15 protein-coding genes are annotated in these 13,707 nt (G+C 73.2%); 8 read left to right on the top strand and 7 right to left on the bottom strand.

Annotation, left to right across the window (positions count from 1 at the left end; translation table 11 throughout):
• Positions 1 to 2 precede the first annotated feature (2 nt).
• From meaB to LE181_RS10850, 4 genes are all read left to right on the top strand, one after another.
• Positions 3 to 1,034, top strand: coding sequence for a methylmalonyl Co-A mutase-associated GTPase MeaB (gene meaB, locus LE181_RS10865; RefSeq protein ID WP_225661019.1), 1,032 nt, complete (start codon positions 3 to 5; stop codon positions 1,032 to 1,034).
• A 68-nt stretch (positions 1,035 to 1,102) separates the two neighbouring features.
• Complete coding sequence (locus LE181_RS10860; RefSeq protein ID WP_225661018.1) at positions 1,103 to 1,987, top strand: ATP-grasp domain-containing protein; 885 nt, start codon at positions 1,103 to 1,105, stop codon at positions 1,985 to 1,987.
• The gene (locus tag LE181_RS10855; protein WP_225661017.1) at positions 1,984 to 2,847 is read left to right on the top strand and encodes an ATP-grasp domain-containing protein; all 864 of its coding nucleotides are present in this window, start codon (positions 1,984 to 1,986) and stop codon (positions 2,845 to 2,847) included. Before LE181_RS10860 ends, LE181_RS10855 begins: the two co-directional genes overlap by 4 nt.
• A 78-nt stretch (positions 2,848 to 2,925) precedes the next feature.
• Positions 2,926 to 3,495 (top strand): glycoside hydrolase family 25 protein, encoded by a 570-nt coding sequence (locus LE181_RS10850; RefSeq protein WP_225661016.1) that lies wholly within the window; start codon positions 2,926 to 2,928, stop codon positions 3,493 to 3,495.
• Between the two features lie 81 nt (positions 3,496 to 3,576).
• Here LE181_RS10850 and LE181_RS10845 read toward each other — a convergent pair whose 3' ends face one another.
• From LE181_RS10845 to LE181_RS10830, 4 genes are all read right to left on the bottom strand, one after another.
• Positions 3,577 to 4,545 carry a pirin family protein gene (locus LE181_RS10845; protein ID WP_225661015.1) on the bottom strand — a complete coding sequence of 323 codons (969 nt, stop codon included), beginning with the start codon at positions 4,543 to 4,545 and terminating at the stop codon, positions 3,577 to 3,579.
• Positions 4,546 to 4,608: 63 nt separating this feature from the next.
• Positions 4,609 to 5,550 (bottom strand): M56 family metallopeptidase, encoded by a 942-nt coding sequence (locus LE181_RS10840; RefSeq protein ID WP_225661014.1) that lies wholly within the window; start codon positions 5,548 to 5,550, stop codon positions 4,609 to 4,611.
• 82 nt (positions 5,551 to 5,632) lie between these two features.
• The gene (locus LE181_RS10835) at positions 5,633 to 6,214 is read right to left on the bottom strand and encodes a DUF5134 domain-containing protein (RefSeq protein ID WP_225661013.1); all 582 of its coding nucleotides are present in this window, start codon (positions 6,212 to 6,214) and stop codon (positions 5,633 to 5,635) included.
• 178 nt (positions 6,215 to 6,392) lie between these two features.
• Positions 6,393 to 6,785: a VOC family protein gene (locus LE181_RS10830; protein WP_225661012.1), complete on the bottom strand. Its 393-nt coding sequence runs from the start codon at positions 6,783 to 6,785 to the stop codon at positions 6,393 to 6,395.
• A gap of 79 nt (positions 6,786 to 6,864) precedes the next feature.
• Between LE181_RS10830 and LE181_RS10825 the strand changes: the two genes are divergently transcribed.
• Positions 6,865 to 7,416 (top strand): GNAT family N-acetyltransferase, encoded by a 552-nt coding sequence (locus LE181_RS10825; protein WP_225661011.1) that lies wholly within the window; start codon positions 6,865 to 6,867, stop codon positions 7,414 to 7,416.
• 34 nt (positions 7,417 to 7,450) lie between these two features.
• Here LE181_RS10825 and LE181_RS10820 read toward each other — a convergent pair whose 3' ends face one another.
• Genes LE181_RS10820 through LE181_RS10810 form a run of 3 tightly spaced genes read right to left on the bottom strand, consistent with a single transcriptional unit; the run spans position 7,451 to position 10,076 of the window.
• Positions 7,451 to 8,203 carry an amino acid ABC transporter ATP-binding protein gene (locus tag LE181_RS10820; protein ID WP_225661010.1) on the bottom strand — a complete coding sequence of 251 codons (753 nt, stop codon included), beginning with the start codon at positions 8,201 to 8,203 and terminating at the stop codon, positions 7,451 to 7,453.
• Positions 8,200 to 9,177, bottom strand: coding sequence for an amino acid ABC transporter permease (locus LE181_RS10815; protein ID WP_225661009.1), 978 nt, complete (start codon positions 9,175 to 9,177; stop codon positions 8,200 to 8,202). The genes LE181_RS10820 and LE181_RS10815 overlap by 4 nt, the downstream gene beginning before the upstream one ends.
• Entirely contained in the window at positions 9,174 to 10,076 is a 903-nt protein-coding gene (locus LE181_RS10810; RefSeq protein WP_225661008.1) for an ABC transporter substrate-binding protein, read from the bottom strand. Before LE181_RS10810 ends, LE181_RS10815 begins: the two co-directional genes overlap by 4 nt.
• A 323-nt stretch (positions 10,077 to 10,399) precedes the next feature.
• Between LE181_RS10810 and LE181_RS10805 the strand changes: the two genes are divergently transcribed.
• From LE181_RS10805 to LE181_RS10795, 3 genes are read left to right on the top strand one after another with little or no spacing between them, the layout of a single operon-like run.
• The gene (locus LE181_RS10805; RefSeq protein ID WP_225661007.1) at positions 10,400 to 11,797 is read left to right on the top strand and encodes a DUF6421 family protein; all 1,398 of its coding nucleotides are present in this window, start codon (positions 10,400 to 10,402) and stop codon (positions 11,795 to 11,797) included.
• A gap of 29 nt (positions 11,798 to 11,826) precedes the next feature.
• Positions 11,827 to 12,588 (top strand): SDR family NAD(P)-dependent oxidoreductase, encoded by a 762-nt coding sequence (locus LE181_RS10800; RefSeq protein WP_225661006.1) that lies wholly within the window; start codon positions 11,827 to 11,829, stop codon positions 12,586 to 12,588.
• Positions 12,567 to 13,706 (top strand): threonine aldolase family protein, encoded by a 1,140-nt coding sequence (locus LE181_RS10795; RefSeq protein ID WP_225661005.1) that lies wholly within the window; start codon positions 12,567 to 12,569, stop codon positions 13,704 to 13,706. The genes LE181_RS10800 and LE181_RS10795 overlap by 22 nt, the downstream gene beginning before the upstream one ends.
• Position 13,707: the final 1 nt, after the last annotated feature.

Here is a 13,707-nt window from a genome sequence, read left to right as displayed (position 1 = left end):
TGATGGCCCGCGCGATCGACATCGACGCCTACGTGAAGGGCGTGCTCGACGGGAAGCGGGCGGCCGTCGCCCGCGCCATCACCCTCGTCGAGTCCACCCGCTCCGACCACCGGGCGCTCGCCCAGCGCATGCTGACCGCCCTGCTGCCGCACGCCGGTGCGGCACGCCGGATCGGCATCACGGGCGTGCCCGGCGTCGGCAAGTCCACCTTCGTCGACGCCCTCGGCACGATGCTCACCGGGCTCGGCCACAAGGTCGCCGTGCTCGCCGTCGACCCCTCCTCCAGCCGCACCGGCGGCAGCATCCTCGGCGACAAGACCCGCATGGAACGCCTCGCCGTCGACCCCGCGGCCTTCGTCCGCCCCTCGCCCACCGCCGGAACGCTCGGCGGGGTCGCCAAGGCCACCCGCGAGACCATCGTGGTGATGGAGGCCGCCGGATACGACGTCGTGCTGGTGGAGACCGTCGGCGTCGGCCAGTCCGAGACGGCCGTCGCCGGCATGGTCGACACCTTCCTGCTGCTCACCCTCGCCCGCACCGGCGACCAGCTCCAGGGCATCAAGAAGGGCGTCCTGGAACTGGCCGACCTCGTCGCCGTGAACAAAGCGGACGGACCGCACGAACGGGACGCCAGGGCCGCCGCCCGCGAACTGGCCGGCGCCCTGCGCCTCATGCAGTCCCCGGACGCCGCCTGGAACCCCCCGGTGCTCACCTGCAGCGCCCGCGAGAACACCGGCCTGGACGTCCTGTGGGAGCGGGTGGAGCAGCACCGCCGCGTACTTCAGGCCACCGGCGCGCTGGAGGAACGGCGCCGCGGGCAGCAGGTCGACTGGGTGTGGACCATGGTCCGCGAGCAGCTCCTGACGGAGCTCCGCGACCACCCCGACGTGCGCCGCCTGGGCCCCGGCCTCGAACAACAGGTGCGCGAGGGCACCCTGACGGCGGGCCTGGCCGCCGAGCGACTCCTGGAAGCGTTCCGTCCGCCCGGCCCGCGGGCACCGGCCGCCGGGTACGGAGCCGACCCGGCGCCATGACATCCTGAGCCGTCACAGTTCGCCGGGCGCATCGGCGGATGTCCGGGATATCGAGGATGATGCAGCACATGAGACTCTGCTTCCTGGTGGAGGAGCAGTACCGGTACGACGGCATGCCGGTGGACGTCATCCGCCAACTGACCGCCTGGGGTCACCGGGTGGACGTGCTGCGGCCGGGCAGCTCGCTGATGCGCCTCTCGGAGGTGGTCCGCGCCGGGGACCACGACGCGTGGGTGCTCAAGACCGTGTCCGGCGGCCCGGGGCTGACGCTCCTGGAGGCCGCCGCGACCGTCGGCCTGACCACGGTCAACGACGCCCGTTCCATCAGGGGCGTACGGGACAAGGCCCTCGCCGCCGTGATAGCCGAGGGCCGTGGCCTGCCGGTGCCGCCGACCTACGCGGCCGCCCGTGCGGAGGAGTTCGCCGGGCTGCCGGCGAGCGCCTACCCGCTCGTCGTCAAGCCCGCCGACGGCAGCTCGGGGCGCGCGGTCCGGCTCGTACCGGACGCCGAGCGGCTGACGGCCCCCGCACCGGCCGACGGGCACCCGGACGGCATGCTCATCGCCCAGCCCTACGTGCCCAACACGGGCGTCGACCTGAAGGTCTACTGCGTCGACGGGGAGCTGTACGCGACCGAGCGCCGCAGCCCCCTGCACCCCGACCACCCCGCCCGGGAACGCAACGTACCGCTGGACCCCGGGATCGCGGCCATCGCCGCCGAGGTCGGCGCCGCCTTCGGCCTCGACCTGTACGGGGTGGACATCGTCCTCGGCCCCGACGGCCCGGTCGTCGTCGACGTCAACGACTTCCCCAGCTTCCGTCAGGTGCCCGACGCCGTGGCCAAGGTGTCGCGCGCCATCCTGCGGCTGGCGGGCGGGGGAGGAACCGGACCGGCACCCGGCCCGCACCCCCTGCTCACGGCGCAGGCCCGGGCCGCCGGCGGCAGCGCATGAGGATCTGCCTGCTCACCCCCGACCCCGGCCACCCGCTGCTCGCCGAGACCACGGCCCTGCTGACGCCACGCCACACCGTCGAATGGACCGACCCGGGGGCGACGGAGGGCTTCCCCGACCCCACGGCGCTCGCCGACGTCTACCTGCTCAAGACGCGCACCCCGCGAGCCCTGGCCTACGCCCGCTTCCTGGAGGAGCACGGGGCTCCGGTGCTGAACTCCTCCGCGGCCACCGAGCTGTGCCAGGACCGCACCGCCATGGCCGAGGTCGCCCGGCGCGCCGGGCTGCCGTTCGTGGACACCCGCACCGAGGCGTCCCTGTCGCGCTTCGCGGCGGCGGAGAAGGAGCTGCCGGGCCCCGTGGTGGTCAAGAGCCGGCGCAGCCGGCGTGACGACCTGGTCGCCCGCGTCGACGACGTCGTCCGCCTGCGCTCGCTGGCCGCACAGTGGCCGGAGGAGCCGGTGGTGATCCAGCCCTTCACGCCCAACGACGGCTGGGACCACAAGCTCTGGGCCGTCGCCGACGACATCTTCGCCGGACTGCGCCGCTCCGAGCTGGCCACGGCCGTCCCCGACAAGACCACCCGCTCGCTGGGGACCGGTGAGCTGCCCGACGGGTGGCTGGACGTCGTCCGGCGCGTGGGCGAGGTGTTCGCCCTGGACGTCTACGGCGTCGACCTCCTCGACGCCGGGGGAGAGCCCGTGATCGTCGACATCAACGCCTTCCCGGGCATCCGGGGCCAGGCCGGGGCACCCGAGGCCCTGGCCGCACTGGCCCTGCGCACGGCCGGGGGCGGCCGGCGCCCGCACCTCCCGGCGCCCCGCCGGCCGGGCCCGCTGGCCGAGCCGCAGAAGATCTGAGGCCGCGCCCCTCGCAGCCTCGCCCGTTCCCCTCGATACTGCGGACGCCTGTCGTGCGCAGTTTCGAAGGAGGCCGGCATGCTCCACGGCATAGACGTCAGCAGCCACAACAGCGAGAACTACCCCCTCCAGGGACTGGACTTCGTTTTTGTCAAGGTGACCGAGGGAACGTCGTACACCAACCCCAAGTGGGTCGTCCAGCGCGACCGCGCCCGGCGGGCGGGGCTCGTCGTCGGCTACTACCACTACGTCACACCGGGCTCGATGTCGGCACAGGGCAACTACTTCCTCGGGAAGATCGCGTTACGCGCCGGCGACGTCCTGGCACTCGACTGGGAGCACCCCGACGTGTGGTGCCCGGACAAGGACCGCTGGCTCGCCCACGTGCGCGCCAAGGCGCGCGGGCACCGGGTGGTGCTGTACTGCAACCGGGACTACTGGTTCAACCGCGACACGACGAGCAACGCGGGCGACGGCCTGTGGATAGCCGACCCCGGCCACGCCGCCGGCCACCCGGCCGTACAGCATCCGTGGACCTTCCACCAGTACAGCTGGGCCGGGGGCCTGGACCGCAATGTGGCCCGGTTCGCCGACCGCGCCGCACTGCGGTCCTGGGCGGGAGCGGCACGGGAGGGCGAAGCCCCGTAGGTCGTCCGGGAGCGGGACCCAGCCGGGCCGGCCCGGCGACGGAACGGCCGGCGAGGGACGCCGCAAGCCCCGGCGGGCGGGTCAGCGCACCCGCCCGCGCGGCTTCAGTGGCACCGGCGGCAGGGCGGGGGCGGGCAGGCGGGCGCCCTCGTAGCCGTGGACCGCGCCGAAGCGCTCCCCGGCCGTCCACGCCTCGCGTGCCGCGGCGATCTCCTCGCCGGTGCGTCCCACGAAATTCCACCACATGACGATCCGCTCCTCGAAGGGCTCGCCGCCCAGCAGCATGAACGCGCTGTCCACGTCGGCCCGCAGTGGGAGTTCGGACCGTCCGCAGCCGAGGTAGAGCATCGATCCCGGTGCCAGCCGCACCCCGTCGACCTCGGCCTCGCCGGACATGGTCAGCGCCGCGTACTCGAAGTCCGGCTGCACGGGGAGCCGCCCCTCGCAGCCCGCGGGCAGGGTGACGTCCGCGCCGACGATCGGCGTGAACGCGGTCGCGGGGGAGGGCGCACCGTCCAGCTCGCCCATCAGGACGGTGGCACGGATGCCGCCACCGCCCGTCACCTGCGGCAGTCCGGCGTGGTGCTCCCACGTCGGGGCGGTGTGCCGGTGCGCGTCCGGCAGCGCCACCCACAGCTGCGCACCGTGCAGGAGAGGGGCGTGCTCGCGCGGGGACTCCTCCGAGTGGCTGATGGCCCGACCGGCCGTCATCAGTCCCAGCTCACCCGGCCGCACCGTCTGCAGGCTGCCGAGACTGTCGCGGTGCAGCACCTCTCCCGCGTGCAGCCAGCTGACGGTCTGCAGCCCCATGTGCGGGTGCGGGGGCACCTGCATGCCGGGCTCGTCGGCGATGTCGTCGGGGCCGTAGTGGTCGATGAAGGCCCAGGCACCCACCATGCGGCGGCCGAGGTTCGGCAGCAGCCGGCGCACCATCGTGGACTCGCCGAGCCGGACGTCCTTGGCGGGCAGCAGCTCGCGCACGGGGCGGGCGGTGACGTCGTGCCGGCCGCCGCACAGGGCCGGTGCGGGGTGAAGATCGAGGTTGCTCATGGCAGCACTCTGCCGTCTCCGGAGGCCGGTGACCACGCCCGGCACCGCCACCGGCGCGGCCGGTCAGCCGCCGAGGGCCCGCAGTCCCGGGACGAAGGTCACCAGCAGCGGTACGAACGGCACCAGCGCCGCCGTGGCCGTCAGGCGCAGGCGGCGGGCCGCCGTGAGGCGGGGGGCGGGGGTCAGCAGCCGGTGGACGCGGTCCGGGACCCGGGACAGCGGGGAGGGGCACGGGCCGAACACCCCCCGGTCCTCGTTCAGTTCGACGAGGGCGAGGGCGGTCGTCATCCGGCCGAAGCGGCGGGAGGCGCAGTCGTCGGCCGCCAGCTCGACCAGGTGGTGGACCTGGTCGCGGAAGGCCGCGAACACCGGCACCTGCGGGAAGCCGTTGGCCAGCGCCGCCGAGCAGTGCAGCAGCCAGTCGTGTCGGGCCCGGGCGTGGCCCTGCTCGTGCGCCAGCACCGCGTCCAGCTGAAAGCCCTTCAGGCGGCGCAACGCCGCCGTGGTGATGACCAGTTGAGGCGCGCCGCCGCCCCGCAGCACCCAGGCGTCCGGCTGCTCGCCCTCCAGGACCACCAGCCGCTCCGCGCCGCGCTCCTCGCCGGGCAGGCGCGGCGAGCGGACGAGCAGGTCGGCGCGACGGCGGCGGCGCCGGGCCCGGGCGTCGCGGACCTCACGGGTGAGCATCGCCGCGGTCCAGAGGGCACCCGCCGCGAGAGCGACGGCCAGGGGGGCCGCCCACGAGCCGTAGGCGGTCAGCGCGTACGCCTCGACCACGCCGTGCGGCGCGGGCGCGAAGACGTTGCCGCGCACGGCCTCCCAGGCGGCCGCGCCGCTCAGCGCCATCGCGAGCCCGCAGCACAGCAGGACGGCGCCCACGGCGCACTGCCACACCCACAGGGCCAGCACGGGTTCACGATCGGGCCAGTCGGCGCGGGTCAGCATGCGCGGTGCCATGGCCGCGACCAGGACAGCGAGGGCCAGCAGCGCGAGCGGGACCATCATGGTCAGCAGCCTATGAGCGCGGCGGCGCGGCCGGTACGTTCCCGTCGGCGAAGTGACGCATCGCACGCGAGCCGGGATTCGCTCACATGGTGAGCAGCATCGTCAGCATCCCGATGCCCATGGACAGCCGGCACGCGTGCGTCAGCTCGGGCCGGGCCCGGCGCCCGCGTCCCTCCCATGCCGTCTCGCCGCCGGGGACCGCCGCCGCGGGGACCATGCCGGCCGCCCCCCGCACGACGTACACCGCGAAGTACGCCAGCAACACACCCGTCAGCAGCGGGACTCCGGCCGGCTCCCGGGCCGCCGCCGCGTGCCCCGCGTGCACGGCCGCGGGGGAGCCCACCATCGCCAGGGCCATGTAGACCATGGCGAACGCACCCACCGCGTGATGCACGTGATGGGCCTCCGGCTGCCGCCGGGCCGCCATCAGCGTGCGCACCCCGGCCCCGGCGAACACCAGGGCGAGCAGGCCCTGTCCCCAGGGCCGGGTGTCCAGGGCCGCGGCCGGAACGGCCATCGCGGCCATGCCGAGCCCCATCAACGCATCGCCCGCCGCGGCCCGGCGCTCCCCCGCTGCGCCGGCCCGCGTGCTGACGAGGCAGTACGCGCCGGTCGCCGTGCAGAGCCCGACCAGCAGCCAGCCGATCAGCGGCGGTCCGTGCACGGCACACCTCCCCGGAGCGCATCCACCCCCGGAGGATGCCCGCGGCAGCCGCATCGCACGGGAGCGCACGGGCGCACGGGGGGAGCACGCACCCCGCTGCCGGTGCTCCGGCGCAGCGCGGGAGCACGGCCGCGCATGCCCGGGGGGCCCGCGCCTCCGGACGCGCGGGGCCGCTGCGTCAGATGCCCGGCCGGTACCGCATCGGATGCCCCTCGGGCACCTCCACCACCGCGATGCGCACCCCGTCGGGATCGGCGATCCACATCTCGATCAGCCCCCAGGGCTTCTTCTCCGGCGGCTCCAGCACCTCCACGCCGTGGCGCAGGAACTCCGCGTGCGCCGCGGCGGCGTCCGCGACCTGGAACCACAGCTCCAGCCCCGGCCCCGGCGGCGAAGCGGACCGGCCGGAGACCTCCAGGAAGCCGCCGCCCAGGAAGTAGACGACCCCGCGCTCGGGGCCCGTGCCGAACTCGCGGTAGACCGCGAGCCCCAGCTTCCCGCCGTAGAACTCCCGCGACCGCTCCGGGTCCGTCGGCCTCAGTAACACCCTGCTGCTCAGTACGTGCACCATGCCCGCGACTGTACGCACACCTCCTCCGTTAGGGTCGTACATGCGCACGGAACCGCACGGAGAGAGGACCCCGGAGCACATGGAGACCACCACCGGCCGCCGGACGGAGCCGACCTTCCGGCAGGCTTCCCCGGCCGATGTGCCGGCCCTGGTCGAGCTGGTCGAGTCGGCCTACCGCGGCGACGCCAGCCGCGCCGGCTGGACGACCGAGGCCGATCTCCTGGAGGGCCAGCGCACCGACGCCGAGGGCGTCTCGGCCCTGGTCGCCGACGTCAACAGCCGGCTGCTGGTGGCCGAGCACGACGGCGAGCCGGTCGCCTGCTGCCACCTCGAACACCGCGGTGACCACGTCTACTTCGGCATGTTCGCGGTCCGCCCCGAGGCCCAGGGCGGCGGTCTGGGCAAGCGCGTCATGGCGGAGGCCGAGCGGACGGCCCGCGCCGAGTGGGGCGCCGCCGCGATGCACATGACCGTGATCAGGCAGCGCGCCGAGCTCATCGCCTGGTACGAGCGGCGCGGCTACCGGCGCACCGGGCAGATGAGCCCGTTCCCCTACGGCGACGAGCGGTTCGGCATCCCGCAGCGCGACGACCTGGAGTTCGAGCTCCTCGTCAAGGAACTGGCCGGCTAGCGCCGCAGCCCCGGCCGGTGGAGCCGGGCGGACCCTAGAGTCTGCCCGCCTCCACCAGCCGCCGCAGGAAGTGCCGTGTGCGCTCCTGCTGCGGATCGCCGAAGACCTCGGCCGGCGTGCCGCGCTCCAGCACTACGCCGCCGTCCAGGAAGCACACCTGGTCGGCGACGTCGCGGGCGAAGCCCATCTCGTGCGTGGCCAGGACCATGGTCATGCCCTCGTCCTTCAGGTCGCGCACGACGTTCAGGACCTCCCCGACCAGCTCCGGGTCGAGAGCCGCGGTGATCTCGTCGAGCAGCAGCAGCCGGGGGCGTGCCGCCAGCGCGCGGACGATCGCCACGCGCTGCTGCTGGCCGCCGCTGAGCCGGTCCGGGTACTCGCCGGCCCTGCCCCCCAGACCCAGCCGTCCCAGCAGCTCGTGCGCCCGCTCCTCGGCCTCCGCGCGCGGCACCCCGTGCACGCGCCGGGGGGCGAGGGTGATGTTGTCCAGCACGGTCATGTGCGGGAAGAGGTTGTACGCCTGGAAGACGACGCCGATGCGGCGGCGCACGGCGTCCGGGTCGGTGCGCGGGTCGGTGATCTCCTCGCCGTCCAGGAAGATCGCGCCGTCGTCGATCTCCTCCAGCAGGTTCGAACACCGCAGCAGCGTCGACTTGCCGGACCCGGACGCGCCGATCAGCGCGGTGACGGTGTGCGGGGCGACCTCCAGGTCGACGTCGCGCAGGACGACCGTGCCCCCGAAGGTCTTGCGCACCGCTTCCAGGCGCAGCACCGGCTGCTCGCTCATACGATCCCTCCCTGGGCCCGGCGGCGGTCCATCCGCGCGGTGACCGAGTCGGTGAACCGCGTCATGGGGACGGTGAGCGCCACGAAGATCAGTCCGGCGACGACGTACGGGGTGTAGTTGAAGCTCTTGCTCGCGGTGATCTGTGCCGCGTAGACGGCGTCGACCGCGCCCGCGATGGAGACCAGCCCGGTGTCCTTCTGGAGGGAGACCAGGTCGTTGAGGAGCGGCGGCACGACCCGCCGCACGGCCTGCGGCAGCACCACGAAGCGCAGGGTCTGCCCGCTGCCGAGCCCCAGCGACCGGGCGGCGGCGCGCTGGCTGGGGTGGACCGACTCGATGCCGGCCCGGAACACCTCGGCGACGTAGGCGGAGTAGGTGAGCACCAGTGCCGTGCCGCCCAGCAGCACCGGGTCGGTCGTCACGCCCTGCAGCCGCAGGGCGGGGACGCCGAAGACCACCATCAGCAGGCAGATGATGAGGGGCAGCCCGCGGAAGAAGTCGGTGTAGGCGGTGGCGAGCGCCCGCAGGGGAAAGAACACCGGGCCGCGCAGGGTGCGGGCGACCGCGATCAGCATGCCGAGGACGAGCACGGCCGCACCGCACACGACCAGCAGCCGGAAGTTGAGCCAGAGCCCGTCGAGGATCTCCGGCAGGGCCTCGCGGGCGTAGTGCGGGCTGAAGAACGTCTCGCGGGTGCGCGGCCAGCCGGGCGAGTTGACCACGACGAGGAAGAGCACGACGCCGGTGACCAGGGTGCTCACGGCCGCGACCGCCGTGGCCCGGCGGGCCCGGGCGCGTTTGAACGCCTCGCGCTCGACGCGCCGCGCGGACGGGGTGTAGCCGTCGTCCGCCGGGGCGTCCGCGGACGGCTTGCGCGCGTTCCCCGACGGTTTCCGTGCGTCCGGCACGCGCGGCGGCGTGTCCTGCGGCTGCGGTGCAGCGGCCGGCTTCGGCGTCGCGTCCCCGGCCGTCATGACAGCACCGGTGCGCCGACGGTGTCGGACAGCCACTGCTTCTCCAGCCGGCCGAGCGTGCCGTCCTTGCGCAGCGAGTCGACGGCGTCGCTGACGCAGCCGGTGAGGCGGCTGCCCTTGTCGAGGACGAGCCCGAACTGCTCGGCTCTGCCCCCGCCGGCTCCCTTCACGTCCTTCGGGTCGAACTGGCCGACGATCTTCGCCTCGGGCACCTCGGCGGAGGTGATGTAGAAGGCCGTCGGGAGGTCGACCACGATCGCGTCGACCTGGCCGTTCTTCAGGGCCGTCTTGGCGTAGTCGTTCTTCTGGAAGACCGCCGGCCGCCGGTCGGGCTTGATCAGGTCGTTGACGACGTCGAGGCTGGTGGTGCCCACCTGGGCGCCGAGACGGGCCTGCCGGAGCCCGGCGACCGAGGTCGCCTTGGCGGCGTCGGAGTCCTTGAGCGCGATGACGGCCTGCCGCACGTCGTAGTAGCCGGAGGAGAAGTCGACGGCCCGGCGGCGCTCGTCGCTGACGGAGACCTGGTTGATGTCGAAGTCGAACTTCTTCGCGCCGGGGGCGACGGAGGTGTTGAAGGGCACCGTCTGCCACACCACGTCGGTGCGGGCGTAGCCGAGCCGGTCGGCGACGGCGTACGCCACGGCCGACTCGAAGCCCTTGCCGTTCGCGGGGTCGTCGTCCTGGAACCAGGGGGCGTAGGCGGGCTTGTCGGTCCCCACCGTGAGCTTTCCGGCGGTCCGGGTGGCGAGCCGCCCCTTCGCGCACGCGGCGGCCTTGGCGCCGGGCGTGCGGGGCGGCTGGGCGGAGTCGGTGTCGTCCTGCGGGGCGCAGCCGGCGACGGCGGCGAGGAGGACCGCGAGGGTCGCGGCCAGGCGTCTGGGCTGGTTGGCGACGGGCATGGCGGGAGACTGGCAGCGCGCGCGATGATCTGTCCAGGTCATGACCGCCAACCGTCCGAATGGTGGAAGGTTGTTGCCGTTCCATGAACACCCGGAGCGCCCCGTGCCGCCGGAACTGGCCGGAAAACGCCCCCTCCCGGCGGGGGCGGGAGTGCCGGGTGTGGCGATCGGCCGGGCCGGCTCCCCCGTACGGCGCAGAACGACAGGAAAAACGTCTGTACGGCAGGGCCTCGGCAGGATAATTTATCGCTCAACCCCTTGAGGTGAAGAACCCCGCATGGATACGGTGTCTTAACGCCAGGTTCTCCCGAGGAGGGGCAGTCGTGACGGAAATTCTTACGTCGACAGCAGCAAAAACCGACATTTTGTCTGTCGATCGTGTGGTGGAGCACCCGGCCTGGGCCGAGCTCAAGGGCGCCGTGGAGGCGATCCGGCCGTGGCAGTCCGCCGACGGCTCCATCGACCTCACGGCCGAGGGCGCGCCACCGGGCGACGCCGTCCGCGCCCGGGTGGAGACGGTCATAGCCGCCGTCGAGCAGCTCTCGCCCCTCCTGCCGCACGACGCCGCGTACCACGCGGCCCTCGTCTCCGACCTGCGCCGCTGGGCCGACTCGGGCTTCGGGGTGCCGGACTTCCTGGACTCCCTGCTGGCCTTCCGCCCCGCCGCCGAGCGCACCGACGGCCGCCAGCACCTCGTGCTCTTCCCCATGTACACCCAGAACGGCAACCCCGACCGCAACTTCGAGGCCGTCGTCCTGCGCATGGTGTGGCCGGAGTGGCTCGCGGAGCTGGAGCGCACCCGCTACGACAACCCGCTCTTCCTCGGCATCACCTTCGAGGACTTCACGGCGGGCTACGACACCAACTCCGCGGTGCTCTTCCCCGAGACCATCGCCGTCCGCGAGGCCCCCGAGCGCTTCACCTGGGGCGGCATCTTCTGCGACCGCGAGGCCGCCCGCTTCCGCCGCATCACCGAGGCCGCCGTGGAGACCCTCCGCCTGGACCTCCCCGCCGACATCGCCGACATGATCGGCGACCAGGAGCGCTGCCAGCAGGCGTTCGTTCTGTGGGACATGGTCCACGACCGCACCCACAGCCACGGTGACCTGCCGTTCGACCCCTTCATGATCAAGCAGCGGCAGCCGTTCTGGATGTACGGCCTGGAGGAGCTGCGCTGCGACCTCACCGCCTTCAAGGAGGCCGTGAAGCTGGAGGCCGACGGCTACGCCCAGGCCCGTGACGTGCAGTTCGCCGTTCTGTTCGACCGGATGTTCCGCTTCCCGATCACCGGCGAGCGCGTCCGCAACTACGACGGCCTCGGCGGCCAGCTGCTCTTCGCCTACCTGCACAAGCACGACGTCGTACGCTGGACGGACAACACTCTGCACATCGACTGGGAGCGTGCCCCGCAGGTCACCAACCAGCTGTGCGGCGAGATCGAGAAGCTCTACCGCGACGGCATCGACCGCCCCAAGCTCGTCCACTGGTTCGCCGCCTACGACCTCGTCTCGACCTACCTCGCCCCGCACCCCGGATCCGTGTGGGCCAAGGGCCCCGACGCCCTCGACCTCGCACTCCCGCCGCGCAAGCTGGTGGACGACGTGCTTCCGGACGAGTTCCCGCTCAGCATGTTCTACGAGGCCCTCGCCAAGAAGCTGCGCGGTGTGGTCGCATCGACCAAGGGAATCACCGCGGCGGACATGGAGCGGGTGGCGGCGTGAGCGAGCAGCAGGAGAGGGAGGCGACGACCATGAGCACTCCGACGAACGGCAACGGCCCGCTGGAGGGCGCCGTCGTGGCGGTGGCCGGAGCGGCCGGCCCGGCGGGCCGGGCGGCCCTGCTGCGGCTGGCGGAGGCCGGGGCGACGGTCGTCGCCGCGGACGCCGACGCGGCCCGCCTCGCCGAGGCCGTGGACGCGGCCCGCTACGCCCACGGCGGCGCGACCGTCACCGGTGACACCGTGGACCTGCTCGACCTGGACGCCACCCGCGCCTGGGCCGACCGCACGGAGAAGGAATACGGCCGCATCGACGGCCTGGTCCACCTGGTGGGCGGCTGGCGCGGCTCGGCGACCTTCGCCGAGACGGACATGGCCGACTGGGAGCTGCTGGAGAAGCTGCTCATCCGCACCGTCCAGCACACCTCGCTCGCCTTCGAGGGCCCGCTGGCCCGTAGCGGCAACGGCCGCTACGTGCTGATCAGCGCGGCCGGCGCGAGCAAGCCCACCGCGGGCAACGCCGCCTACTCCGCCTCCAAGGCCGCCGCCGAGGCGTGGACGCTGGCCCTCGCGGACTCCTTCCGCAAGGCGGGGGGCGACGAGGCCCCGCCGGCCGCCGCCACCATAGTGGTGATCAAGGCGCTGGTGCACGACGCGATGCGCGCCGAACGACCCAACGCGAAGTTCGCGGGATTCACGGACGCCAAGGACCTGGCCCAGGCCATCGTCGGCGTCTGGGAGAAGCCCGCCCAGGAAGTGAACGGAACCCGTCTGTGGCTCACCCCGCAAACCTGATCGAGACGCCTTCCGCAGCGACCGACGTGCAGCGTCGCCACGACCCCGCCGTGCGCGGGTTCGCCAGCGACAACTACGCGGGCGCCCACCCCGAGATCCTGGCCGCGCTCGCGGTCGCCAACGGCGGGCACCAGGTGGCGTACGGCGAGGACGTTTATACCGCCCACCTCCAGGACGTGATGCGCGCCCACTTCGGGCCGACAGCCGAAGCCTTCCCGGTCTTCAACGGCACGGGCGCCAACGTCGTCGCCCTGCAGGCAGCCACGGAGCGGTGGGGCGCGGTCATCTGCGCCTCCTCCGCGCACATCCACGTCGACGAGTGCGGCGCGCCCGAGCGCGTCGGCGGGCTGAAGCTGCTGCACGTGCCCACCGAGCACGGCAAGCTCACCCCCGACCTCATCGACCGCGAGGCGTTCGGCTGGGACGACGAGCACCGCGCCCAGCCGCAGGTCGTCTCGATCACGCAGACCACCGAGCTGGGCACCTGCTACACGCCCGAGGAGATCCGCGAGATCTGCGACCACGCCCACGAGCGGGGCATGAAGGTCCACCTCGACGGCTCGCGCATCGCCAACGCCGCGGCCACCCTCGGCGTTCCGCTGCGGGCCTTCACCACCGACGCGGGCGTCGACCTGCTCTCGTTCGGCGGCACGAAGAACGGCATGGTCTTCGGCGAGTGCGTGGTCGTGCTGAACCCGGACGCGGTCCGGGCCATGAAGCACCTGCGCAAGATGTCGATGCAGCTCGCCTCCAAGATGCGCTTCGTCTCCGCGCAGTTCGAGGCGCTGCTCAGCGGCGACCTGTGGCTGCGCAGCGCGTCGCACGCCAACGCCATGGCGGCGCGGCTGGCCGAGGGCGTACGGGACGTCGAGGGCGTCGAGATCCTCCACCCCGTGCAGTCCAACGCCGTCTTCGCCCGGCTGCCGCACGACGTCTCCGAGCGCCTGCAGAAGCGCTACCGCTTCTACTTCTGGGACGAGGCGGCCGGCGACGTCCGCTGGATGTGCTCCTTCGACACCACCGAGGCCGACGTGGACGCCTTCACGGCGGCCGTCGCCGAGGAGATGGCGCACCACCGGGCCGGACACGGCCCGGCAGCCGCACCCACGGCGGCGTAGG

It is taken from the genome of Streptomyces sichuanensis, from assembly GCF_020328095.1.
Taxonomy (GTDB): domain Bacteria; phylum Actinomycetota; class Actinomycetes; order Streptomycetales; family Streptomycetaceae; genus Streptomyces; species Streptomyces cinnamoneus.
Note: the sequence above shows the minus strand (reverse complement) of the source record. Positions and strands in the feature narration are given on the sequence as shown.

What these genes read in the sequence shown, in the direction of transcription:
- meaB (WP_225661019.1), top strand. Translation starts at nt 3, where the DNA reads ATGGCCCGCGCGATCGACATCGACGCCTACGTGAAGGGCGTGCTCGAC.
- LE181_RS10860 (WP_225661018.1), top strand. Translation starts at nt 1,103, where the DNA reads ATGAGACTCTGCTTCCTGGTGGAGGAGCAGTACCGGTACGACGGCATG.
- LE181_RS10855 (WP_225661017.1), top strand. Translation starts at nt 1,984, where the DNA reads ATGAGGATCTGCCTGCTCACCCCCGACCCCGGCCACCCGCTGCTCGCC.
- LE181_RS10850 (WP_225661016.1), top strand. Translation starts at nt 2,926, where the DNA reads ATGCTCCACGGCATAGACGTCAGCAGCCACAACAGCGAGAACTACCCC.
- LE181_RS10845 (WP_225661015.1), bottom strand. Translation starts at nt 4,545, where the DNA reads ATGAGCAACCTCGATCTTCACCCCGCACCGGCCCTGTGCGGCGGCCGG.
- LE181_RS10840 (WP_225661014.1), bottom strand. Translation starts at nt 5,550, where the DNA reads ATGATGGTCCCGCTCGCGCTGCTGGCCCTCGCTGTCCTGGTCGCGGCC.
- LE181_RS10830 (WP_225661012.1), bottom strand. Translation starts at nt 6,785, where the DNA reads ATGGTGCACGTACTGAGCAGCAGGGTGTTACTGAGGCCGACGGACCCG.
- LE181_RS10825 (WP_225661011.1), top strand. Translation starts at nt 6,865, where the DNA reads ATGGAGACCACCACCGGCCGCCGGACGGAGCCGACCTTCCGGCAGGCT.
- LE181_RS10820 (WP_225661010.1), bottom strand. Translation starts at nt 8,203, where the DNA reads ATGAGCGAGCAGCCGGTGCTGCGCCTGGAAGCGGTGCGCAAGACCTTC.
- LE181_RS10815 (WP_225661009.1), bottom strand. Translation starts at nt 9,177, where the DNA reads ATGACGGCCGGGGACGCGACGCCGAAGCCGGCCGCTGCACCGCAGCCG.
- LE181_RS10810 (WP_225661008.1), bottom strand. Translation starts at nt 10,076, where the DNA reads ATGCCCGTCGCCAACCAGCCCAGACGCCTGGCCGCGACCCTCGCGGTC.
- LE181_RS10800 (WP_225661006.1), top strand. Translation starts at nt 11,827, where the DNA reads ATGAGCACTCCGACGAACGGCAACGGCCCGCTGGAGGGCGCCGTCGTG.